General features: G+C 42.9%; 24 protein-coding genes. 1 reads left to right on the plus strand and 23 read right to left on the minus strand.

The annotated features are described in order from the left end of the window. Positions 1-6 precede the first annotated feature (6 nt). The gene (locus AC0MXB_RS13080; protein WP_474040146.1) at positions 7-2,010 is read left to right on the plus strand and encodes a TonB-dependent copper receptor; all 2,004 of its coding nucleotides are present in this window, start codon (positions 7-9) and stop codon (positions 2,008-2,010) included. A gap of 86 nt (positions 2,011-2,096) precedes the next feature. On the opposite strand, the gene AC0MXB_RS13085 is transcribed toward AC0MXB_RS13080, so the two are convergent. The 23 genes from AC0MXB_RS13085 to AC0MXB_RS13195 form a co-directional block, all read right to left on the minus strand. After that, positions 2,097-2,471, minus strand: a complete 375-nt coding sequence (locus tag AC0MXB_RS13085) for a NifB/NifX family molybdenum-iron cluster-binding protein (protein ID WP_474040147.1) — start codon at positions 2,469-2,471, stop codon at positions 2,097-2,099. Positions 2,472-2,492: 21 nt separating this feature from the next. Next, positions 2,493-3,149 (minus strand): DUF1638 domain-containing protein, encoded by a 657-nt coding sequence (locus AC0MXB_RS13090; RefSeq protein WP_474040148.1) that lies wholly within the window; start codon positions 3,147-3,149, stop codon positions 2,493-2,495. Beyond that, complete coding sequence (locus AC0MXB_RS13095; protein ID WP_474040149.1) at positions 3,146-4,207, minus strand: uroporphyrinogen decarboxylase family protein; 1,062 nt, start codon at positions 4,205-4,207, stop codon at positions 3,146-3,148. Before AC0MXB_RS13095 ends, AC0MXB_RS13090 begins: the two co-directional genes overlap by 4 nt. An 18-nt stretch (positions 4,208-4,225) precedes the next feature. Then, positions 4,226-4,681, minus strand: a complete 456-nt coding sequence (locus tag AC0MXB_RS13100) for a pyridoxamine 5'-phosphate oxidase family protein (protein WP_474040150.1) — start codon at positions 4,679-4,681, stop codon at positions 4,226-4,228. Between the two features lie 55 nt (positions 4,682-4,736). After that, the gene (locus tag AC0MXB_RS13105; protein ID WP_474040151.1) at positions 4,737-6,053 is read right to left on the minus strand and encodes a nitrogenase component 1; all 1,317 of its coding nucleotides are present in this window, start codon (positions 6,051-6,053) and stop codon (positions 4,737-4,739) included. 2 nt (positions 6,054-6,055) lie between these two features. Beyond that, a complete protein-coding gene (locus AC0MXB_RS13110; RefSeq protein WP_474040152.1) occupies positions 6,056-7,522 on the minus strand; it encodes a nitrogenase component 1 in 1,467 nt (488 codons plus the stop codon). Between the two features lie 22 nt (positions 7,523-7,544). Continuing rightward, positions 7,545-8,555 carry an ABC transporter substrate-binding protein gene (locus AC0MXB_RS13115; protein ID WP_474040153.1) on the minus strand — a complete coding sequence of 337 codons (1,011 nt, stop codon included), beginning with the start codon at positions 8,553-8,555 and terminating at the stop codon, positions 7,545-7,547. Between the two features lie 61 nt (positions 8,556-8,616). After that, the gene (locus AC0MXB_RS13120) at positions 8,617-9,453 is read right to left on the minus strand and encodes an ABC transporter permease (protein WP_474040154.1); all 837 of its coding nucleotides are present in this window, start codon (positions 9,451-9,453) and stop codon (positions 8,617-8,619) included. 36 nt (positions 9,454-9,489) lie between these two features. After that, positions 9,490-10,269: an ABC transporter permease gene (locus tag AC0MXB_RS13125; protein WP_474040155.1), complete on the minus strand. Its 780-nt coding sequence runs from the start codon at positions 10,267-10,269 to the stop codon at positions 9,490-9,492. Beyond that, positions 10,250-11,557 (minus strand): nitrogenase cofactor biosynthesis protein NifB, encoded by a 1,308-nt coding sequence (gene nifB / locus AC0MXB_RS13130; RefSeq protein WP_474040156.1) that lies wholly within the window; start codon positions 11,555-11,557, stop codon positions 10,250-10,252. The genes AC0MXB_RS13125 and nifB overlap by 20 nt, the downstream gene beginning before the upstream one ends. A gap of 118 nt (positions 11,558-11,675) precedes the next feature. Continuing rightward, entirely contained in the window at positions 11,676-12,551 is an 876-nt protein-coding gene (gene nifH, locus AC0MXB_RS13135) for a nitrogenase iron protein (RefSeq protein ID WP_474040157.1), read from the minus strand. A gap of 198 nt (positions 12,552-12,749) precedes the next feature. Next, on the minus strand, positions 12,750-13,106 hold the full coding sequence (locus AC0MXB_RS13140; RefSeq protein WP_474040158.1) for a DUF2292 domain-containing protein: 357 nt from the start codon (positions 13,104-13,106) through the stop codon (positions 12,750-12,752). Between the two features lie 26 nt (positions 13,107-13,132). Then, the gene (locus tag AC0MXB_RS13145; protein ID WP_474040159.1) at positions 13,133-13,489 is read right to left on the minus strand and encodes a DUF2292 domain-containing protein; all 357 of its coding nucleotides are present in this window, start codon (positions 13,487-13,489) and stop codon (positions 13,133-13,135) included. A 177-nt stretch (positions 13,490-13,666) separates the two neighbouring features. Beyond that, positions 13,667-14,689: a uroporphyrinogen decarboxylase family protein gene (locus AC0MXB_RS13150; protein WP_474040160.1), complete on the minus strand. Its 1,023-nt coding sequence runs from the start codon at positions 14,687-14,689 to the stop codon at positions 13,667-13,669. A 39-nt stretch (positions 14,690-14,728) separates the two neighbouring features. Beyond that, complete coding sequence (locus tag AC0MXB_RS13155) at positions 14,729-16,351, minus strand: ASKHA domain-containing protein (protein WP_474040161.1); 1,623 nt, start codon at positions 16,349-16,351, stop codon at positions 14,729-14,731. A 13-nt stretch (positions 16,352-16,364) separates the two neighbouring features. After that, entirely contained in the window at positions 16,365-17,012 is a 648-nt protein-coding gene (locus tag AC0MXB_RS13160) for a corrinoid protein (RefSeq protein WP_474040162.1), read from the minus strand. 74 nt (positions 17,013-17,086) lie between these two features. Continuing rightward, the gene (locus AC0MXB_RS13165; RefSeq protein WP_474040163.1) at positions 17,087-18,430 is read right to left on the minus strand and encodes a nitrogenase component 1; all 1,344 of its coding nucleotides are present in this window, start codon (positions 18,428-18,430) and stop codon (positions 17,087-17,089) included. Next, positions 18,430-19,908, minus strand: a complete 1,479-nt coding sequence (locus tag AC0MXB_RS13170) for a nitrogenase component 1 (protein ID WP_474040164.1) — start codon at positions 19,906-19,908, stop codon at positions 18,430-18,432. Before AC0MXB_RS13170 ends, AC0MXB_RS13165 begins: the two co-directional genes overlap by 1 nt. 5 nt (positions 19,909-19,913) lie before the next feature. Next, on the minus strand, positions 19,914-20,207 hold the full coding sequence (locus tag AC0MXB_RS13175; protein ID WP_474040165.1) for a DUF2325 domain-containing protein: 294 nt from the start codon (positions 20,205-20,207) through the stop codon (positions 19,914-19,916). Between the two features lie 30 nt (positions 20,208-20,237). Further along, the gene (locus tag AC0MXB_RS13180) at positions 20,238-21,272 is read right to left on the minus strand and encodes a uroporphyrinogen decarboxylase family protein (RefSeq protein WP_474040166.1); all 1,035 of its coding nucleotides are present in this window, start codon (positions 21,270-21,272) and stop codon (positions 20,238-20,240) included. A gap of 250 nt (positions 21,273-21,522) precedes the next feature. Continuing rightward, positions 21,523-22,527: an ABC transporter substrate-binding protein gene (locus tag AC0MXB_RS13185; protein ID WP_474040167.1), complete on the minus strand. Its 1,005-nt coding sequence runs from the start codon at positions 22,525-22,527 to the stop codon at positions 21,523-21,525. A gap of 12 nt (positions 22,528-22,539) precedes the next feature. Further along, positions 22,540-23,319, minus strand: a complete 780-nt coding sequence (locus AC0MXB_RS13190) for an ABC transporter ATP-binding protein (protein WP_474040168.1) — start codon at positions 23,317-23,319, stop codon at positions 22,540-22,542. Beyond that, positions 23,313-24,260: an ABC transporter permease gene (locus AC0MXB_RS13195; protein WP_474040169.1), complete on the minus strand. Its 948-nt coding sequence runs from the start codon at positions 24,258-24,260 to the stop codon at positions 23,313-23,315. Before AC0MXB_RS13195 ends, AC0MXB_RS13190 begins: the two co-directional genes overlap by 7 nt. Between the last annotated feature and the right edge of the window lie 14 nt (positions 24,261-24,274).

Genomic DNA, 24,274 nt, shown 5'->3' on the forward strand with positions numbered 1-24,274 from the left:
CTGTTTATGAAACAAATTCAATCAATTGGTCTTTATCTCTTATTATTTCAACTTGGTATTGCACCATTGACAGCTCAAACAGGGTTTGCAGCAGCTGAAACAACTACACCTGACAAACAAGCTAAAGAATCCTTTAATTTAGACGAAGTCGTCGTTACGGCTCCTCCCACGACGTCCCCCTTGACAGTAGAAACAGACCCTAAAGCACCACGTCAGCCAGTTCCTGCTGCTGACGGCGGCGGTTATTTGAAAAATATACCGGGCTTCTCCGTGATTAGAAAAGGCGGCAGCTCTGGCGATCCGCTCTTTCGCGGTCTAGGCGGCACGCGATTAAATATCTTACTTGACGGCGGCTATCTTCTTGGCGGCTGCCCGAATCGCATGGATCCGCCGACGGCCTATGTTTTCCCTGAATCCTATAGTAAAATCACCCTCTTAAAAGGCCCTGAAAGTGTTTTATACGGGGGCGGCAATGTATCTGGCACCGTTTTGTTTGAACGAAATACAGAGCCTTTCACCAAGCCAGAAACCCGCTTAACCAACAGCCTACTCTTTGGCAGCTTTGGCCGCCGCGATCAATTAATTGATGTAACTTCCGGCGACGCTAAAGGGTATGTCCGCGTTATCAAATCAAAGGCAGATGCCAATGATTATAGTGACGGCAATGGCCAAAAAATACATTCTGCCTACTCACGTGATAGCATTACTGGTATCGTCGGATTTACACCGAATCCAAATACCCTCTTAGAGTTTTCTATCGATAGCAGCACTGGCCAGGCAGCTTATGCTGATCGATCGATGGATGGTTCTAAATTTGATCGCACCAGCTATAATGTGAAATTTGAAAAAAGAAATATTTCCCCTTTCCTAAATACGATTAAATTCAATGCCTATCGCAGTTATATTGATCATGTAATGGATAATTACTCTTTGCGTCCGCTTAATAGCATGATGGCTATGCCTATGTCGATGGAAGTAGCTCGCACGACAACAGGCGGGCGGGTTGCCGCTGATCTCGCACTTTCTAATCAAACCCTGGCTACAGTCGGCTTTGATTATCAAAAAAATGAACACTCCGGCAACATGGTTATGGGAAGTAAAAACTATTCTTCGTTTCCTTTATCACCTGATATGACTTTTATAAATTACGGTTTATTTGCTGATTTCAAGCATAAATTAGATGATACCAATCGTCTTTTAAGCGGATTACGATTCGATGATTTAGATGTAACCTACGCTAAATACCCTGGTCGAACAGACACCAATAAAACACACGGCGCGTTCCTACGTTATGAACATGATTATGACAAACTGCCTCTTACTTCTTATGTTGGCATTGGCCATGCCGAGCGACCTGCTGATTGGTGGGAACGGAAGAAGACAGGCTGGGCGTCGCTTACACCAGAGAAAAACACACAACTTGATACAGGCCTGCTATATCATTCCGATAAAGTAACTGCCAGCGTCTCACTGTTTTATTCTAAGATTGATGACTTTATTTTAATAACAAACAGTGGCTCGAACGTAACAAACATCAATGCTTCTTTATATGGCGGTGAAGCCGAATACACGTATAACCTATCAGATCATTGGACCGCAACAGCAACCCTCGCTTACACACGAGGTAATAATGATACGAGTCATACTCCGTTACCGCAGGTTCCACCGCTGGAAGGAACACTAGGTTTAAAATATACAAATGAAAAATGGGAGTCTGGCTTATTATGGCGTGGTGTATCAGCACAAAAACGTTTCTCCGTAGGCAATGGTAATGAGATTGGCACTGATATCGGACCAAGTTCTGGATTTGGTACACTTTCGGCGAATGTAGCTTATCGCCCCAATAAAAGCTGGATAATCGCTGCTGGAATCGATAATATATTCAATAAAAACTATGCGGAATTTGTCAGTCGCACTGGCTCAGCAATTGCAGGCCTTGGACTTCCTGCCACAACTCGTGTCAACGAACCAGGCCGCAATATCTGGATTAAAACTAGCTACAATTTCTAAACAACCGAAGAATTGCTGTAAAGAAACTAAAAAGCTAAGACACCCAAAAATGTCTTAGCTTCTTAGTTCTGTTAATTGCTACTTACTCAGTGGCAACCGCCGACGCATTGACTGCAACCAGAAACGTTCCCTGTATTATTGCGTAAAAACTTACCTCTTTTCCCATAAGCTTTTAATGCTTTATCAATAGGGCCATTAAAAGTCAAAGCAAGTACGCCCTTTTCCCGTAATTGACCTTCTGCCCCTGGACCGATTCGGGTTGACAATACAACTTCTACATCTTGAAGCAGCTCTGCTGTTTGGCTGTGGTGACCAGACTGATCACTAAGACTCGTTACACGCCGTTCAAGAAATTCATATTCACCCGTTTCCTGGACTTCATAAATTAAAAATTCCTGTGCTTTGCCGAAATGTTCATTAACCGTAATTCCATCTGTACTTGCAAGCGCTACTTTTGCCATAATACCCTACCTCTCTATATTTTATAAGTAAAACTCTCTTTCATTTATCGTTTCCCCGGGCTGCGCCTGAATGAAATCCCTTTCACTCCAAGGACCATTTACAATTTTCCGAATGAACTCTCCTTGTCCTTCAACAATTTGCTGTGTCAAATTTAATAGTTTTTGGATAGCAAAAAACTTTTCCAAATGCTCTTCTTCCTGCAAACTGCCAGTCTGAATAAACAGCATTCGTTCATAGCCGCTATAAATTCTTCGAAAAACCTTTTCCGCTTTTGTGGGGCCGTACTTTTCAACAACACGCTGATACTCAGACAAAATTGAACGCTCGCCCTGCAGCCAGCCGCTTGATAAATAAAGCGTACCAACAATTTCTTGTCTATATTGGTCAAAACGCGCTCTCGATCCCAGCAACACGCTAATACAATCATGCACTCTTGGCACTAAAAGCAAAGAATCGCCTGCCCGTAGCTCCTTTACAGCACCACCGCAAAGCCCAAACCCTAAAATGATACGATCATAACCCTGACTCAAAGTAATTAATCGCTGCAATTCTTGAGCAAGTTTATCTGGATAAAGATGCAGTCCCATAGAAATAAAATCAAAGGAAACGAATTGCGTTGGTTCAACTTGAAGCAACTCTTCCTTCATGACTTCGCAGGCAATAATTTTTATATTCATACTGTAGATCTGCCAAATTCCCGGGCGGCTTGAAACAAAGCATGAATATTCTCTGCCGGAGCCCCCATCGGCAAGCCGCACCCTAACGATAAAATATAACCTTTAGGATTGTCAGCGGCCTTACGCAAGCACTCGCGTGCATCGCGAAGAACATCGTCAGGCGTACCTAAATACATCGTTGCCGTCGGCCTAACATTTCCCAAAAGAGCAACGCGACTGCCAACTTCGACTTTTGCATCAAACAAATCGATTGTATCATCTAAGCTGAGTACACCAGCCCCCGTATCGGCCATATCATTCCATATTTTCCGTGTGTTACCGCAAATATGAAGAGACGGTGCGTGCCCTGTCAAAGAAGTTGTCACGGCAATAAGTTCTTTTAAATAGGGAAAAGCAAATTCGCGAAATTGTGCCGGACTAATCAGCGTCGTCGATGCCGTTGGATCAGCTACACTAATAGTTACGCCAAGTGAGGCTGCTTCTTTTACATAGGCAATCGTACTTTCCAGTGAAAAAGCTAGCACTCGGTGCACAAAATCAGGATCGCGGTAAAGTTCCCGCAGAAAAGTCTCTGTTCCTCGTAAATTAGCAGCCGTTGTAAAAGGACCGGCCACATTACTGACGACCGGAACTTCCGCCCCTACCTGATTGACTAAGATCTGCAGCGCTTTTAAATGGACTGGCAATCGTCCGCTATGCTTTGGATCAGGAATTTCTAGATCATCAAGGTCTTTTTGCTGCCTAATAGCGACCTCTGAAATATAGAGAGTGTTTTCTTCTTTTGGATAAACTACCTGACTACCAGCTGCTTCGGCGATCCCCTGTAATCCTGGACCATCGACAACGGACTCGACACCGAAAAGCCGCCGCGCTGCCAGCTGTGCTTCCGCCGTTTTTTCTGCAGAAAAATAGCATTCCCAATGAGCAATACCGATTGCTTTTCCTGCTTGATTGCGAACATTTACCCCGCAAGGCACTCGATCATAGGGTTTACCTGATAATACTGCCGCCAGACGCTCTTTCGGTGTCATTTCATCACGAAATTGCAAATTACTCACTTGCACACCTCCTGATTGCTAGGGTTTGATAAGTTCCACTGATTTAGGTCCAGGCCCCTTGCTTAAATCAACTATTTTGATTTCTTTCGGCTCAACTTTAAAAATTGCACTATCCCCTAGTTCATTTTTTTCGACCCGCTCTTTAAAACGAGGACTACGCGCTGCAAGCAGTGTAATGGCCTTAGACAACTCCTCCTCCGTTGTAAGTTCAAAGGCTTTACCGGAAATTGCTATATTAATAAAGGATTTTAGTTCTTGATTTTCATGTTGAAATAAAAGCGCTACTTCAGGATGGGCCTGAATCTGCGCTACTTTTGCTGTTGCTTTTCCTGTTGAAAAATAAACAGTAGTATTTTCTACCGCAAATGTAGCTAGTGACCGAAGAACAGGCTCTGCATTACTTGTAACTGTTGCCAAAACAATAAATTTTGTTTCATTTAAATAAGCTGGAACTTGCTGTGAAAAATTAGACATTCCCCAACACTCCCTTAATATATGTATTATTAATAAAAAACAATAAGAAAAGCTATTACTGAAAATCTGCCAGGACTAAAGAGTAAATATCTTCAACGAGTCGCAGTGCACCATCATAACCAACATAAGAACGATCCAGTACGAGCCGATCACTGACCGGCATGGAAATTGATAATTGATAGCCGTTTACCGCTTTTGCTAAGGAGCGGTCCCAGGCACTACCTAAGATCAACGGTCTACTGCGAAATTTCATCTTATGAATTTCTTCATGAGCGGCCCCTCCGTCACTCGTAAAAACAACCTTCGCCTGAATACCATCAGCAAAATTACTAAATTCCGCCGCAATCCGTTCCTGGTGTTCTGGCAAAACACCATCGGTAATATACTGCGTTTCCGGTAAAAGTCCTAAATCATTAATGAGAAATTTAGCAACTCCCAGTGTATAAAAACTGTCAGCAATGCTCACAAAACGTCGTGGCAAGAGCCTCGTTTCTAAAAGAACATCAGCTGAGCGTTCAATATAGTAATAATACTTCGCTTCGTGGCGCGTGATAATCTCTTGAATTCGCTCTGGGGCCACTCCGGCATATTCGCCAAGACTTTTTAAAAATTTACCTGTTTCGGTAGGACCAATGGGCAATACCGGATAATGCAGATAAGGTGTACCGTATTTTTTTTCTAAATGCTGTACATTCTTCAACCCTACCCAGGGAGAAAGCAATAAATTAAATTGCGCTTCAGGCACCTTATTTAAAGCAGGCAGACCTTTTTCCGGTCCAAAAATCACGTTAGGCACAAGACCTAATTCTTTGACTAATTTTTCTATTTCTTGTAAATTCCCCACCCAAAAAGGATCTTGAAAAGGTACTACAGACCAAATATTTACAAGCCCCGGCTGTACTTTAGTCACAGCTGGCAAATATTGATCAATAAGGGCGTCAATAAGGACTTCATGCCCCCACAAATTCGTTCCCTTAAATCCGCCTGTTTCCACATATACTAATGGTTTGCCCTGTTCTTGAAATCGTTTGGCTACTTCGCCCACGTCATCACCGACAATATCAGAGATGCAGCCTGTCAAAATCACAAACAAATCGGCATCGAGTACTTTAAATGAATTTTCTACAATTCCCTTGAGTCTTTCTGTACCGCCAAAAATAACTTCTTTTTCGCCAATATTTGTGCAAGGGACAGAGTGCCCGCCTACATAGCCAGACCCCTGACAACCGTTATAAAAGCCTACAGCTCCCCATAATTTTTGGCCGCAGCCTGGTCCGGCATGAAGGATTGGCACAGAACGGTCAATCGCGAGTACAGATTGCAATGCTCCCAGCGAGCAGACATGTCGCATTTGTTCCACATAGCCTGACATAATTACCCTCCTGTCGGAGCAAGAAAGGAAAAGCTTTCTTGCTCCATCCACCACTTTGTATAGGGAAGCTTTGCCCGCTTCGCCAGATTTTTAGCCAGACTACGATTCGTAATCGCATCAATCAAACGATAAGCAAAATCAATTAAGCCATAATAACCAAAAGCAGTATATTCATCGGCAACCATCACTGTAGGAATTCCCATTTTAGTTGCCCAAACGGTTGAGCCTGGATGACGGGCTACATATAGATCTGGCTGCATACGCCCGAGTAAATTGAGCAGTTCAAAATTTTGCTGGTCAGCCACACTGACGGGGATATCCTCGGACAATTGTGCTAAACTAGTTGCCGCTTCCGGCGTAGTTCCGTGATCATAATGCTGATCAAAATGCCAAGTTGCTCCCCAAAGAACTTCTACGCCAAGTTCCTGCAGCGTTCGAATATAATTATGACCAAAACTAGGTCCCATCCCGACAACAGCTGTATGGCCTGTTAATACCCGCTTCACCTCTGCTAAGTCCAGGGCAATCTTTTCTTTTGTTTCGGTAATATACGTTTCCACAGCAGCTTCCTTGCCTGTAGCAGCTCCCAATCCGCGCAGCCAATTGTCCATTCCTTCTATGCCATGAGGCTGCATTGTTTTAATATAAGGAACGCCGTACTGTTCTTCCAGCGCATTACCGATATAGCTGCCCAGTGTACCGCAAATACTAATCGTTGCCGCGGCCTCTGATAGTTTCGAAAGCTCTTCTACTGTACTAAAAGGCAAAACAAAAACTGGCTCTAAATCAAGGCGCGCTAAAATTTCAATGATTTCCTTTCTAGCACTGCTTGTAAAATTAATCATGTTCACTTTATTCGTTTTCTTCTGCGGCGGCTGAACGATTTTAGTCAGAACAGCATGAAAGGCAGCGTCAAATCCAGAAGCCCAGATTTTCGACTTAAATCCTTCGCAAAAAACCGGCGCTAAGGGAATGGGAATTTCATCGGCTAATTCGTCAAGAACGCTTTGTATATCTTCGCCAATAATACCAGATACGCAGGAAGCTGTAACAAAGATAGCCTTCGGCTGAAAGCGCCGATAGGCTTCTTGCACTGCTTCTTTCAGCTTTTGGACAGCTCCGAAAACCGTATCCTCATCAGTCATATTCGTATTGAGGACACGAATATTCTGCCGCTCCCATTGCCTTACATTTTCGCCCCATTTATTAGAAACATTGCAGCCAACCGAATCGGCAACACAGCCCAGCGGCGCATGATTAACTATCGCTGCATCGGCGATTTGCGTCAAAATAAATTGCGCGCAGCCAGAACTGCAGGCGCTTGTTTGCGTAAAGCAGCGTTCTTTATTTTGCAGCGAGCCGCAAGCGGCCTGTTTCACCAGGTCTTGAATCGTTCCAGTATAGCCAGTAATCGAATTTAAACGATTTTCGCGAATAGGCGCTTCGGCTATTTTTAAATTAATCGTCATCGCCTGCTCCCCCTTTCATGAATTACAGATGAGACAGTAAATCCGCTGATTTCACCTTTCCCTTAGGAATCACTCCCGAATTTTCTAAATCATTAATCCAAGGATTGATGAAGGAGTCTATCAATTCTGTACTTGTAAAATAATAGTGAGTCGCTGATACAGGCACGTGAATCCAGTTTTCCGTTAATTGCCGAGATTCTTCCTGATGTTCATTGGACCATTTCTGCGCTTTTACGATGGCACGAGAAAATTTCTTAACAATATCAGGATGCTGGGCAATAAAATCTTCATTAAAATAATAATAAGTTACGGCGCCTTCTGGGCCTACCTGAGCATCTAAGCTATCGGCAATAGGAATCGCTCCAGCATCTTCCATTGATTTATAGTAAGGAGGATGCACGCCTGCTACACTTACAAGTCCTTGCTTTAAGGCCTGAACTGCCTGCACGTCAGGCATGGAAACCCACTCAATCTTATTTCTGGGCACCCCTTTGTGATCGGCAATATTATTTGCTAAGAAATCAGCGCAGATATTATTGGTAATCGTTGAAAACTTCACTTTGCCGGTTTGTTTATTTAAGTCTTCAAAGGAATGAATGCCGCTATTGGGATTTACATACCAAGTCATATGCCGCAGTTTCGGATCTTGGTCTGGTGTCGGATCAATACCGCCTGCCACAACGCCTTTGATTTTTGCTCCGCCAGCAACTGCCACAGCAATCGTATTAGGATGAGCATTGCCGACATCATTATTGCCGTTAATGACGGAAGGAATTTGTTGCGCTGGCTGCGTATCTCCCGTATAGACAATCTTTAATCCCTCTTCCGCAAAAAAGCCTTTTTGATCAGCTACTACCCAGGGCGTTGACGAACAATCTGTTTTCGACCATGTTTTAATGGGATACAAACCGTCATTGCTTTTCTCGCCGCTAGCAGGCGCATTACTTAGATTAGCCCCGTAGGCAATGGCGCCAACAATTGCTAGACCAACAACACCAGAAATCACTTTTTTAATTGTTTTCCTATCACTCATAAGAATTCATTCCGCCCTTTCTTTCGTTTTTTCCTGAGTATCCCGGCAACTTGCATGCTATTTAATAAGTAGATGTCTCATCTTTCCAGGAAAGCAAGCGCCGCTCCAATTTACCAAATAAATAATTCAAGGTAAGACCTAGTATCGAAATTGTGCACGTAACGGCAAACAGTTTAGGAATCTGATAGTTTGTCTGTGCATTCCATACTAACCAGCCAAGCCCGCTGCTAGCGCCAATCATTTCGGCAGCAATCAACATAAAAAACGCTACACCGGAACTCATTTTTAGGCCGTGAAAAATACTTGGTGAAGCAGCCGGCAAAATCACTTTAAAAAATAAATTGCTGCCGCGCACCCCCATTGACCGAGCTGATTTAATCAAAAGCGGGTCAACTTCTTTTACGCCAGTAATCGTATTAAGCAAAATCGGCCATAAGCAAACCCAAAAAATCATGGCCACTTTAGAAAATTCACCGATACCGAATAATAAAATAAAAACAGGAAAGAGCGCAAAAGGATTTAATTCTCCTAGCAACCTTACTAAAGGAGTAGCAACGCGCGAAAAGAAACGATAGCCGCCGCCGAGAAAAAAACCTAACGGAATGGCGATGACTGCTGATAAAAGGAAACCGCCAATGGCTCGAAATAAACTGACTTCAATATGTTCAAATAAAACACCACTACTAAGGAGCTCCCAAATCGTTGCCACTACAACAGTAGGCGGTGCAATGAAGGTTTCCTGTACCCAGCCTAACCTTGGCGCAATTTCCCATAGTACAACAAAAAGGACAATGGATATGGTACTGGAAAAGACTTTTTTTCCCTGCTCTCTAATTTGAGAATTTAAAATAAAGCGAGGTCCTCTTTCTACCACTTTTTTTGCAGTTACCTCCATCATGGACTCACTCCTTTCTTTTTCCAAGATCGTAACTCCCTATGAATTTACATTTTGCTTCCATTCTAGTAGATTTTCTTCCAGCCAATGAATCCCATAATTAATCGCCACACCTAAAATCGCAATAATAATAGTGGCGGCAAAGAGGCGCGGCATCATACTCATCACAGCTGAATTTAAAACAATCCAGCCAAGTCCCGCCTTAGCGCCAATCATTTCAGCGGCAATCAGCATTAAAAAAGCATGACTAGCGCCGCTGCGAACTCCTGTAAAGATAGCTGGCGCTGCTCCCGGTAAAACCACCTGACTGAAAATAGTATAGCGACTTGCGCCCATAGAACGGGCACTTTTGATATAGAGAGGATCAATTTGTTGTACGCCTGCAATCGTGGTAAACAGCACAGGCCATAAACTTGACCAGAAGATAATGCTGACCTTGGCTACTTCGCCAATCCCAAAAAAGAGAATAAAAATGGGGAACAGTGAAAAGGCATTAATTTGCCCCAAGAGCCGCGTAAGTGGTCGTAGATAATCAGATAAAGTGGGAAAGACACCACCTAAAAGAAAGCCAGTCGGCACGGCTAGGGACACAGCAAGAAATATGCCGATAAACGTCCGCTGTAAACTTGCCGCCATATGGAGTAGTAGATTTTCCTGCGTAGTAAGTTTAACAATCGCTGTAATAATTTCCGATAAAGGCGGTATGAATTGCGCTTCTACTAATCCAATACGCGGTGCAATCTCCCATAACAGTAAAAAAGCAAGAATTCCTGAAAAATCAATCAGTCTCTCTTTAAAATTATGAAGATACTCGTGCATCCAACAATTCCTCCTTTTTCTCTTGTGGATTTGCCGCAAGCAATTGATTCACGACAAAGTGCAGACCGCTTTCTACGGTATCGCAAAATTCAAGAATGGTTATTCCCCGTTTCTTAAACTTTTCTTTTGCATGATAACCAATCCGCATGGTAAGCACCGCATTACAATCTTTAAGTGCATCAATAATATGGTCCCGTCGCACCTCCTCGCTATCGCATTCTTCCATGCCATGGCAATATTTTTCGACCTGCCGATTTTCGAGCAGAGTTACACTTTCACCATCGGTCTGATAAATAGTAAATTCCGTTGCATGACCAAAATGCAAATCTACTAATTTACCATATTTACTGGTAACAGCAATTTTATACTGTTTCTTGCTAAGATTGGCGGCGGGGATTTTTGCTTGATTGCGTTTCCCCATTCTAAACTCCTGCGAACGATCTTCCCCTAAACGTCCAATGGCATCAGCCCGGCACTGCTGACAATGGCGCATCTGCTGAACATCAAGCTGACAAAGATTACGCAGTTCATTAATCTCTTTCATGCTTGTTTGAGGAAAATTCTCAAAAGCGCTGCCCGAAGCGGGAATCAGCGGCATAATATTGGTTACAAAAACACCAAGCTCTTTCATTTTCTTGACAACGCTCGGAATATGGTGATCATTAATTCCTTTAATCATAACCATATTAATCTTCACAAGAATGCCATGGTCTGTTAAATACCGAATGCCTGCCAATTGATTTTTCAGTAAAAGTTCAGCCGCTGCTGTACCAACATATTTGACGCCTTTAAATAAAACGTGTTTATAAATCTTGGCGCCGATTTCAGGATCAAGCGTATTGACAGTAACAGTAACATGCTGAATCCCTAGTTCAATAATCTCTGCTGCGTATTCCGGCAAAAGCAGTCCATTGGTCGATAAGCAAAAGATCACGCTCGAATCAACTCGTTTAATCTCTTCAATTGTTTTCTTGGTCAAATCCCATTCTGCCAAGGCATCGCCTGGACCGGCTATGCCAATCACTGTTAAGTCTTTAATTTCATCTTTTACCCAGATGAATTTTTCTCTGGCCAGTTCTGGCGTAAGCACTTCACTGGTGACACCAGGCCGACTTTCATTGACACAATCAAATTTGCGATTGCAATAGTTGCATTGAATATTGCAGCGCGGCGCCACCGGCAAATGCATTCTGGCGTATTTGTGATGCGCCTCGGCTGAGTAGCAAGGATGTTTCTCTGTTTTCTCCAAAAGCTCCTGATTTTTACGATCTGAATATATGCAACTCATATTGAACCGCTCCTTCCTATATAAAAGAAGGCTATAAAAACAAATTGTTTTTATAGCCTTCAGTCTCTACCTCTGATCAGCTGTTTACTGCTATATAATTCAAATAAACGACTATGTATTAAATTCCGGCTGCCTTAGTACGAACTTCACCTGTTTCAATGGCTAGTAAATGATCGGCCCATTTAGCCGCCCATTCACGAAGTTCAGAAATTTCAAGTGGTGAAGGTACTTTGGATTCGGTCGTATCTACAACTTTTTGCGCTAATTTCGCATAAATTTTTGCTTGTGCCGAATCTGGCGATGCCTCTACAGATGTTTTTCCTTGTAGTTCTGCTTGCGTCACCGTAACTGAGCGCGGCACATATTCTACGACTTGTGTTTTTGTTTTCGCTACAAAATCATCGATAATTTCTCTGGCATAAGGGGCATTAATCGAATTAGCAATCAAACCTCCCAATAGTGCTCCGCCGGAATTTGAATATTTCTTGATTCCTTTAAACAAGTTATTTGCTGCATAAACAGCCATGAAATCCGCGCTGGAAACCGTGAAGACATGTTCTGCAATTCCTTCGCGAATTGGTACAGCAAATCCGCCGCACACTACGTCACCAAGAACGTCGTAAATAATTACATCCAAATCCAGTTCTTCGTAAACATTGAGCTGTTTTAAAAGCTGTACCGCCGTAATAATTCCGCGACCAGCGCAGCCAACGCCAGGCGCCGGACCGCCAGCTTCTACGCAATATATGCCATTGAAGCCTTTAAAAATAACATCTTCCGGTTTAACCTGATTTTTTTCGCGCAGTGTATCAAGAACCGTTGGAATGTAGGTGCCGCCGCGCAGTGTGTTCGTTGAATCGGCTTTAGGGTCGCAGCCAAACTGCATTACTTTGTACCCGGCCTTAGATAAAGCTGCGCTTATATTGGAAGTAGTTGTTGACTTACCAATGCCGCCTTTACCATAAATTGCAATTTGCTTAATCTTTTTACTCATGTTTAACCCTCCCGCTGATGTTTAACTCTATTTTAGATACTTATAAAATAAATAAAGGCCAGAAAAACATTTCTGAAACAGAAAGTTTTTCTGGCCTTTGGTTTATTATCCAACCAGCCATAAATTTGTAATTTGTTTTATTATATTCGACCCATCCATAAAAATCAAGCTAAATTTTCATTATATCATATTTTATCCTTAAATCCCATCACCGTTTATCCCCTTCAATTCCTCAGTCCGCCATTTTTCAGTTTTTTCAATTTTACCAACTTGCCCTTTTTCTACCCGTACAACCAGCTGACCATATTTAATTCGCTCTAATTCAGCCAAAATTTTACTTTTAAACGGAGGATTTTGCTTTTGGTTATGCTGCACAGAGTATCTCGCGTCACGCTCTTTCGCTGTAATGATAAATTTTTCTTTTTTTTCCACACCCACAACAAACCCATCCTGTACCGTAAAAATTAAATCCCCCATCTGTACAGTTTGCAAAAAATAATCAATTACATCCATCACAAAAAGAGTTGCTGACTTATCTCTGCTATTGATGTCCATTGCCCCGCCTCCCAAAATCCAATCTATCAAATTCCATCGCCATTGATCCAACCTAATTCATCCATACGCCATTTTTCCGCTTTTTCTAGTTTTTCCACCTGCCCTTTTTCCACACGAATCACAAACTGTCCATAGCGAATTCCTTTAAGCTCAGAAAGCAGAACATCTTGCAGCGGATGTTTTCGCGCACTCTTTTCAACTTTTACATACCTAGCATTACGATTCTTCACACTAATTACAAATTTTTCTACACTTTCTACACTGACTACAACGCCATCTTGTATTGTTAAACTTAAATAGCCATACTGCACATTATCCAAAAAAGAAATAATAAGATCCATAACCAAAATAGCCGGTGTTTCTAAATATCTTATTTGCCCCATAAATGACACCTCCTTTGTTTAAATTTAAATTGCCTAACTAATACCTAAAAACCAATAAAGGCCAAGCTCCAACTAAAAATTGGTCTTGGCCTCCAGGTCTCTGGTCAGCATTAGTTTCTTTATTCTGTTAACAATTCCCAATGATTTTTCAGTAAGGTCAATAGCCCGTTGTTACTTCTATTGAATTTTGACTACGCCTGTCATGAACTGAAGCTTTTCTAGCGCTGTTGAAGTGCTGAGACCACAAGCTGGTGAAATAATATCAATTTTATCGGTAAGTAGTCGCTCTGTTTGGGCAATCACTTGCTCGCCGCTGCCAAATTCCAAAAGATATGTACTCAGATTTCCCATGACTGTAAGTTCCGGATAATCTGCTTTTAATTGGCGCAGATTCACCAAGGCATCGGTACTAATCGCATCCCCCTGAAGCTCTGGAATTAAATGGCGAACTGATTTCATTTCACCGCAAATATGAACGATAGCTTTGCCGCCAGCGCCATGAATTACTTCTAAAAGCTGATTTAGGTAAGGAATAGCATACTCTTTAAACATTTTAGGTCCCAGAATTTCCCCAGTAGCTGTCGGATCGGCAATAGAAATGACAGAGATTCCATTATCAATTAACAGACGAGCATACTCGCCCAGATGCTTCGTGACATAGTCTAATACCCGATGAACCTCACTTGGAGTTTTCCGCAGTTCCTTTAAAAATTGCAACGGATCAATAATAGAAGCTGCCGTACTAACTGGTCCAGTAACATTCCCAATAACCGGAATATCAGGATGATTTTTCGCCAAACGATGACCTGCTTGCACAATGGTGTTAATCCGACCAGATCGCAAAAGTTCTCCTTGATCTTTAAATACCGTGTCTTTCACAGAAGTATAATTTTCACGAAGGATTTTCGGCTCACAGGCGAGCGTACCATAATCAATATCTGATCCAAGTACTTCCGCTTCGACAGTCATACAAAATGGAATCCCGATATTTTCAAAGCCGGTGTACTGATTTACATCCAGTGCTAATTCTGCCATTAGCTGTTCGCTACTGTGAGCCGCCGGTAAGGTATGACCTGTTTTATTCATCACTTCCACAATAGCTGCATTCATCATACCGCCAGGACAAATGACAGGCGGACGATCTACCGCTTGTTTGGAAAGCACGCGAATTAATCGCTCCTTCGGTGAAAGAATAGCCATTTCACCACCTTCTTTCTCATTGTTCAAAAAAGTAAGCAATTAGAAATGCAAAGATTGAACGAATAATTTATCAAACCCTGCTACAGTTGATAATTCAACAACATCTATTTTTTCTACGAGTTCTGCTATCCGCTTACGAACTGGTATATTGGTCAAGAATGCCTGCCCGCCCGTTTTGGCTGTATTTCCCAAGAAGACAATTTTATCAACAAATTCCGGCGGCAATAACCCTAATGAAACTAAACTCTCCGGACGCAAATGATAGCCGAAAGAACCAGCTATTTGAACCTCTGCCACATCACCATAACCAATCTTTTGATTTTGCAGTAATGCTTCAATGCCTGAACGAATCGCCCCTTTGGCAAGCTGCACTTGGCGAATATCTTTTTGCGTTACATAAACGCCTCGCCCTAGATCAAAAACTTTTTTTCCCGCTCGCTCCACCAAATGCTTGGAAATTTGCTCACTCAGTCCTTCGTCAGCAAATTTCCCATTTGGCAAAATAACGCCAACGCGTACTAACTCACCAACAATGTCAATCAGACCGCTGCCACAAATGCCAATTGGCGAAAAACCCCCAATAGTTTGCTGCTTAATACCCGCTTCGGTAATTTGAAACGACTCGATAGCGCCAGGAGCCGCCCGCATGCCGCAAGCTATATTCATCCCTTCAAAAGCCGGTCCGGCCGCTGTAGAAGTAGCTGCAATTTTATCAGGGCCCGCTAGAATCATTTCACCATTTGTTCCAATATCAATAAATAAGGTTATCTCAGCCGGAAAGTCAAGCCCTGCCGCAGCGATTCCGGCGGTAATATCTGCTCCCACATAAGACGATATCACTGGCGGCACATAAACTTCCCCCAAGCTCGATACGGCAAGTCCTAATGGGCGCGCTTTAATATAATTATGTCCCGTAATTTGTGATGTATAGGGATATTTACCAAGTGAAGCCGGATTCATATGAACCGCTAAATGCAGCATGCACGTATTACCGCTAAAAACCACTTCATAAATATGATCGGCTAATATCTTTGCCTGCTTCGTCAAAGTCTCAATCATCTCGTTCAGTTTGCTGATAAGGACATCATGCAAGGTATCCAACCCGCTTGCAGAAGAAGCGTAGTGAATGCGAGACAAAACATCCTGAGCGTATTGGCTTTGCGGATTCAGCGCCGATGTAACGGCAACCTCTTTACCTGTCGTTACATCAACTAAAGCGGCGACAAGTGTTGTTGTGCCAATATCAACGACTACACCATATTGGATATTCTCGGTATTGCCCGATTCAAACCCAAGATAACGTTCCCCTAAAAAAACACGGGTAATATCTTGCTGCACCTCATAATGCTTATAAATATCACCCTCTAGCGCTCCAGCGACTTCTTGCCCCGATTCCAAAATTTGTACATTCTCTGTGTCACGCCGCCGGGGAACTCTCACAGTCATATCACCTGTAATGTCCGTATGACAAGCCTGCACAACCCTAAGTTCTTTTGTTTTTGCCTCTATAATTTGAATTTCGCATTTACCGCACGTGCCACTGCCGTTGCAAGGCGTTTCAATCACAACACCAACCTGGCCAGCGACGTCAATAATACTACTGCCGAGGGGCGCCTCAACTTCGTATACAGAATCAGATGCAAGAATTGTAATTTTTGCCATAGTTTTGCTCCTTTTATCCCCTACCAGTCAGATAGTTTGCTTTCCGAACGGCATCTGTCGCATTCACTGCATAAGCATCGGCGCCAATCCGATCAGCAAATCCCTGCGATACAGGTCCGCCGCCAACCATCACCTTATAGTCACTTCGAATATTTTCGGCTTGAAGCAGCCGTAAAATCTCTTCCATTCCATTCAGTGTTGTCGTCATCAAAGTCGCTGCGGCAATAATACTCGCACCGTCTTCGCGCGCCCGCTTAACAAAATCAGCCGGCGGCACATCACGTCCCAAATCAATCACATCATAACCGGAAGTTTCCAGCATAATTTTTACAATATTTTTGCCAATATCATGAGTATCCCCCTCGACGACGCCCACAATGATCTTTATTTTCTCACTATTTTCTACGGCTTTTAAATGAGGACGCAAGATGGTCAGCCCTGCATACATAGCATCAGAGCACATGAGCAGTTCAGGAATAAAATATTCTTCCGCTTCAAAAAGCTGGCCCGCTCGTTCCATACCGTCAGCTAAACCTTGTTCAATCGCGCGATAAGCGTCAATTCCTTGAGCGATAATTTCTTTGGCAATTCGTACTGCCGCTTCTTCTTCCATCTCTAAAACGGCGTCAGATAATTGTTGTAATAACACGTCTTCGGACATAATCGATTCCTCCTCTTATGGCCGCCTTCAGTTGTCCCTGACCAGCTGCATTCGCTTTTTATTGCTTTTATTTCTTATCTGCCAGTAATTACACTACTGATTACATCCTCAATTAAGTGCAGACCGCCCTGATACCCTGTATACCCACGATCAATGACCGCGCGATTCGCTACAGGAAAAGTTACGCTTAAATGAGGCGCTTTTAAGTCCTTGGCAAATTCACGGTCAAAGGAACTGCCAATCACCACAGCGGGATTTGGCCCATTTACATAGGAGCCGCTGTTCTGTGTTGCCTTCTGCCAATGCTCATTCCCCCATTTACGAATGATTGATGTATCACCGGAAAATACCACTTCAGGCTGCAAGCCTGATTGTAAGCTTTGTAATTTGACTCGAATTTTTTGCTGTTGCTCTACTGTAAGCACATCTGTCACTGCTACAAACTCCGGTAGCCAGCCAAGGTCATCTGCCAAAAACTGAGTGATTCCAATTGCATAATTCGCATCGCCAATAATAGCTGCATAGCGCTGTAAATCCATATCGTTAAAACAATCTGTCAAGGGTTCGAGCAATTGATAATACTGTTCCGTCTTATGGCGAATGAATTTTTCTGCTTTATTTTCCATACCTAAAGCTATGCCGATTTTACTTAGAAACTCGCTCGTCGCCGAAGGGCCAATCGGGAAAGATGTGAAGAGTGACGGCGTGCCATGAAGCGACTCTGCTAAAGCTGCTGCTTTTTCTCCTAAGACATCAGAAACAACAATGTTGAGTTCTGCCTGCCCGGCTTGCTTAATAGATTTAATACTGTCTTCCAGCGTAAAAAAGGTATTTACTGTAAGGCCAAGGCTTGTAAGCAAATCACGAAGGCCAGCTAAATTTCCTCGCCAAAACACATCAAAGTAAGGCGCAATTCCCCAAAGGTTCACATGACCCTTCCGTTCTTTACCACCACGGGTCGCAAATTGTTCGAGTAAAGCTTCTACTACCAGCTCATAGCCTAAATAGGAATTCCCCTTAAATCCGCCGGTTTCCGCATAAAGCAACGGTTTCTTTCGCTTAGAAAAGGGGCGGATCGCCGCTGACAAATCATCACCAATAATTTCAGCAACACAACTTGTTAGCACAAAATATAAATCACCATCCATAATGGACAAGGTATTTTCAATTTGTTCCGTCAAGCGCTCACTGCCGCCAAAAATGACTTCGCGCTCTTGAATATTGGATCCCGGCATACTCAAGCCGCCGCAATAGCCGCCAACTTGCAAACCGCAGCCGCCAGCCTCCGTCCACGTCAAATTTCCTGCACAACCTGGCGGGCCATGAATAATTGGTATCGCCCGAGGAATCGCATTCACTGCCGCAATGGCCCCTCCCAAAGCGCAAGTAAACCGTGGTTTTTCAATAAAAGATCCCATTACCCTTCTCCTCCTGCCTGTTTAATATAGGTAAAGGGAGATTGGTCATACCATTCCTGTTGGTAAGGCGACTTTACCCACTGACTTAGATTTTGATTAAACCGTGGATTACTTAATTGACGATAAAGCCGCCTTGCTAATTGAAAAGCGCCTTGATAGCCAAGAAATTGTAAGCCCGTATTATAAATTACATTCGTTGCGACCCCAAGTTTTGCTGCCGTACTATTGGCATTCATATGACCAAGAAAAATATCAGGCTTAAGACGTTTTATTAAATTTGCTTCTTCAAAGGGCTGACAATTAGCAATATTAAGCGGAATATTCTCTGAAACAGTTTCGAGAAGCTTTTCATATTCTGATAACGCAAATTCATCATGATGATAAGATCGTATGGCTACGACTTCAAAACCCAGTTCAGCCAATAAGATCGCCGTCGATAGCGCCCGAAATTCACCAGCGCTGACAAGAACTTTTTTACCGGCAAACAGTTCTTTCATTGGGTCCAGAGCCGCTTGGAGCGCCGCTTCTTCTTTGGCAATCAGCTCTTTTACTTCTTTACCCAAAGCAAAATGCTCTGCAATGCTCATAAGCCATAGGCCGGTATTTTTAATGCCAATCGGCATATGCTGCAACTGATAAGGAATTTGATACTTTTCCTTCAGATATTCGAGCAAATAGTCATCATGAGTTGGACAAGTACTAACCGATAATTGCGCATGGGTCAGTCGATAAAAATTCTCCGGTTTTGAAAAAACAGGGAAAATATTACTATTAAGTCCTATCGCCTGGAGAAGTCGCTCCAATTCCACCTCATCGACTCGCCCCATCGACCCTACATTCATTAAATTCACCGTGGGCTGCTCTGGCCTGGCAATGGCTAAATTTTCCGGCGTATCCTGTAATAAGACCCGACCAATCGCATGATAAATCGCATCATAAGCAGTCGCCCAAATTTTCGTCTTAAAGCCTTCACAATGAACTGGCAGCAGCTTTGCCTCTATGTCTGGCTGCAATTGTTGTACAACCATATCAATATCATCGCCGATAATCCCAGGAACACAGCCGCTCACCACAAAGATCAGAGCTGGCTGAAGTGTTTTATCAATTGTTTGAATTGCTTCAATCAATTTGTCTTCACCGCCGCCGATGACTTCCGTTTCCGACAAGGCCGTCGAAAGCCACGTACAGTCTTTGGCTGTTCCCCAGCGGGCGCTATTACCGCCGCGGACACCAGCATTACTACAATGTGCGGAAGATCCGCAGCCGACAGCGCCATGCATCAACACAACACTATTTGGTATTGTACTCATAATCCCCATTGCTGGCAGCAACAGACAAATAGAGTTCTGAGAAAACGTTCTTTCTTCATTGGTAAGACAAGGCTTTCCTCGCGTTGCGCCTAAAGTACGGCCGCTTACAATACAAGCTTGCAGACGACTTTCCCGAATGGGTGGATTCTTTTGTGCCAAATCGCTCATAAAAATTATTTTCTCCTTTCAAAACCGGACTTAATCAATGCTGGCTCTAGCCAAGACCAGGATCGTTTTGCAAAAACAGTCGGCACCCCTTGCGCTTTTGCCGCTTCCTTAACTCGCTTGGCCGTCATATGATTCACATAATCTGTTAGTACAACAACAAGAGATGCTTTACGGGAAATCGCTACTTTTCGATCAAAAGCAGCTCGCCCGCTGACATGTTCGATTTGCGTAGCACCATAGCTGCCTAAATTTTTTTCGATATTTCCTAAACGGTCTGCTCCGATCACAACGACATTCATAGCCTATTCCCCTTCTCGCCTTATTGTGTCTTATAATTTTTCCCAGTTTAGTCCAGCCTGCATAAAGGCTTTTACATTTTCTAATAAAGCCGCTGGCGGAACATCACAGCCAGGCATCAATACAAATTTTTCATAGCTGCCGGCAGTTTCTAAAATAAGACGTGTCTCTTTTACAATTTCAGCAGGAGCGCTATCTTTTAAGAGTACAGGATTTAGATTACCGGCAAGCGCCGTTTTACCAGCTAGATCATGTGCTGCTCTTAGCAAATCCACTTTATAATCAACCGATAGTAAATCCACCTTAAGATCTGGCGCTAACTTGATGCGATCTTGAATATTGCCGCAAATATGAAGAGTAATGAGAGCTCCATCGTCTTTTAGGCGACTTGCTAGCTTTGCTAGATAAGGGGCAACAAATTCCTCAAAGTGCCGTAATGAGATCAGATCACCAGAAGCAGTAGGTTCTGCCAATGACAAGATAGCGGCGCCGCTTTTAATCGCCGGTGCTAAATATTGATAGCAAACTTCTGTAATCACTTCAAGTAGCGCATGGATGCCTGCTTTATCTTTATAGAGCCCGCTTAATAGCTTCTCTACACCGTAAAACTGCCCAGCAAGCGTAAACGGTCCCCAACTGGATGTACCGACCAAATGACTCTGCCCCACCTGTTTATGAACGTCTTGGACCAAGGCACGAAGTGTCTGAATCCAATCATGACTGTGAAGTTTCTGACTCTCAATCTGATCAAGATCACTCAAATTCTCAAAAGCTGGCTTAACGACATCAATATTGCCTTGTATTCGAAACTTTATTTCTCCGCCATAAATTCCCGCAAGTACATTATGATAGCCTGATCCCGGCCAAATAATATCTGACTGCACTTCCTTATTAATATCCACTAAAATTTGCCCAGCGCCTTGGGGATGATCTAATACATCTTGTAAAGTAAGACCTTTCTGGCGAAATGCCCAAGTGCCGCCTGATAGAAGTGCAACGGCTACTTGATTTGTTTCAACTTTTCCGCCTTTACCAATTACCTGGAGAATTCGCTCGCGCGGTGTCATTGAAAATCCCTCCTTCTAAAAAAAAACAAGGCTGAGCATAGTAACATGCTCAGCCTCTAGTTATCTAGTCAGCTTTTTACTGCAAAAATTTGATAAAAAATAAAAAGACTAAAGCAAATAAATTGCCTTAGCCTTCAGTTCTTGACTGATCAGCTTTATTAATCAAAATGATATAAAGAATGCGCTTGTAACTATCCTTTTAACAGAATATAGCACAGTCTTTTTTTAAAGTCAATCAATTTTTTGCTATTCATTTCACTCCATCTTGCTCTTTGAATAAAAAGAAACTATTTTTCTGCAGTGCCTCAACATCGACTGCCTTATCAAGCATACCAACTTGTTGTAATTGTTTTGCCGTAATACTAAAGGCATCATAAGCGCCTTTGGCGGAAGGAATATAATTATAGGTTTTTAATACTCCTGCATTGAACACAGGATCGCCAGGAACCCATTTTTTCTCCACTTGAATCTTGGCAACTTCATCTTGATGCGTTTGGATCCATTCACTTGCTTTTTGCATAGCCCGTGTATATTTTGCCGCAATTTCAGGCGAATCTTTGGCAATATTATCACGAACATAGGCTGTGCAGCAATATTGATGACTATAAGGTTCTGTCACTGCTGAATCAACTAACGTAGTTAAACCATACTCCTTTTGCGCCACAGCCGCCGTGGGATCATTCATAGCAACAGCATCAACCGCTCCTTTTTTTAAAGCAAGTGGCAGATCAGTTGCACTAAATACAACAAATTCTACTTCCATATTCTTCTCATTCACACTCACCCCCGCATCAGCAAGAGCGCGTTTAGCAAAAATAATCGGACTGCTATTCATGCTGGGAACACCAATTTTCTTCCCTTTCAAATCAGTCAGGGTCTTGATTTCAGAATCACTTGCTGTTAAAACTTTATCGCAGCCTGTATGCAGCCCCGAAGTAATTTTAATGGGCAGCCCATTAGAAAGCGGTTGAATTAAACTGGCAAGCAAACCAAACCCCGCATCAACCTGCCCGGCAGTAACAGCTTCAAAGGCTGTACCTGGCGCTAATTTAATTAAATCAACTTTTAATCCTTCTTGCTCAAAGAAACCTTTTTCAAGCGCAATATGAACAGGCGCTTCACATAAACTGCCGCTATAGCCGACTTTTAGAACAAAATCACCTGCTTTACTGGCAGCTTCTTTCTCACTGCCGCAAGCTGCCAACAGCACTGTAACAATCAGCATTAACGCAATGGCTGTCATTTTTCTTCTCATACTATGATCCCCCTATAAATAATAATCTGGCTCTTTTTCATTGCCGGCAAAATCTAATATTTTTAAAATCTTGGTACGCAGGGCTAAAAATTCTGAATTGCTGCGATCTCTTGGTCTTGGCAGATTTACTACAATCGAGCTTTCAATCTTAGCTGGCCGCGGCGTCATGACAATAATGCGGTCTGATAGATAAATGGCTTCATCTACATCATGGGTTACCATGATCATCGTGGTCTTGCGCTCTTGCCAAATACGAATGAGCTCATCTTGCATATTCATACGTGTAAAAGCGTCCAGTGCCCCAAGCGGTTCATCAAGGAGCAGCACTTTAGGATGATTAACAAGCGCGCGAGCCAGCGATACGCGCTGCGCCATTCCGCCGGAAAGCTGATGCGGATAGGATTTATAAAACGATGATAATCCTACCAGATCAATAAATTTATCAACCTCCTCTCGATTCTTTTTAAATACATTACGTGCTTTAAGCCCAAAGGCCACATTATAATAAACATTTAGCCAGGGAAAAAGCATGGGATTTTGAAAAACTAGCCCCCGTTCATAAGAAGGCTTAACAATCTCCTCTTCATCAATATAAAGACTTCCTTCATCAGCTCGATTCAGTCCGGCAATCAGCCGAAGCAGCGTCGATTTACCGCAGCCGGAAGCGCCAATCAGGGATACAAATTCGCCAGCACCAATTTCTAAATCAATCCCGCTAAGGGCAATAATATCTGCAGCATCTTGCTGAGTAAAACGCTTCACAACACCGTCTATTTTGATCGCACCTACCATTTGATAACCCCTTTCTGCCAAACGAGCACATGATCGCGCACCTTAAAGAGCAGCGTGATAAGAATCGAAAAGGTAACGGCAATAATAAGTAATCCAGCATAGACATTGGCATAGGACATCATGTCTTTTTGCCAATTAATATACCAGCCAATTCCATTTTTAACGCCGAGCATCTCGGCTGTCATCAATGTAATGAAAGAGGCGCAAGTTCCGTTAAAAAGGCCAATAAACATATGCGGCATAGCAGCAGGAACTCCGACTCGAAAAATTTGATAATACTTCCCTGCCCCTAATGTACTCGAGACTTCAAAATAAGCATTCTGCACATTTAAAATTCCGCTGCTTGTCATAACAGCAGTGGGAAACCACACGGCAAGCGCAATCAGAAAACTACTGGCAGAAAAAGAAGTAGGAAAGCTAATAAGCACGAGAGGAATCCATGCCGTAGAAGGAATCGGCCCTAAAATTCGAATAAGCGGGTTCACCCAATAGGCGGCGGACTTGCTGAATCCTACGCCAATGCCAGTAACAAAACCGGCGATAGCGCCATAAATGTAGCCAGTAAACAGCAGCTTGCCGGAAGAGGCCAGACAAGTTGCCCAAAAAGCCCAATCTTCAATAAGCACACTAAGCACTTTATCAAGCGATGGAAAAAAGATAACAGGTAAAAGCGCTAACTTCTTGGTCACGATATTCAACACATTGAAAAAGAGAATAGCGACAGCAATAAATAAGACATTTTCTTCAGCCCAGGCTTTTACCTTGGGATTAAAATAAGCTACTATAGCAATACTTGAAAAAAGCACAATAAAACCAACTAAAAAATAAGTAAAATAGGGATGCTTCGTAGGTAAATGTTTACTGGAATTTTGAATTCCCAGTTCCAGGCTAAGCGCTAGCAGAGCCGAAACCACCGGCATCCATATTTGTAACTTTTTCATTACACATCTCTCCT

This window comes from Pelorhabdus sp. sgz311001 (assembly GCF_055901755.1).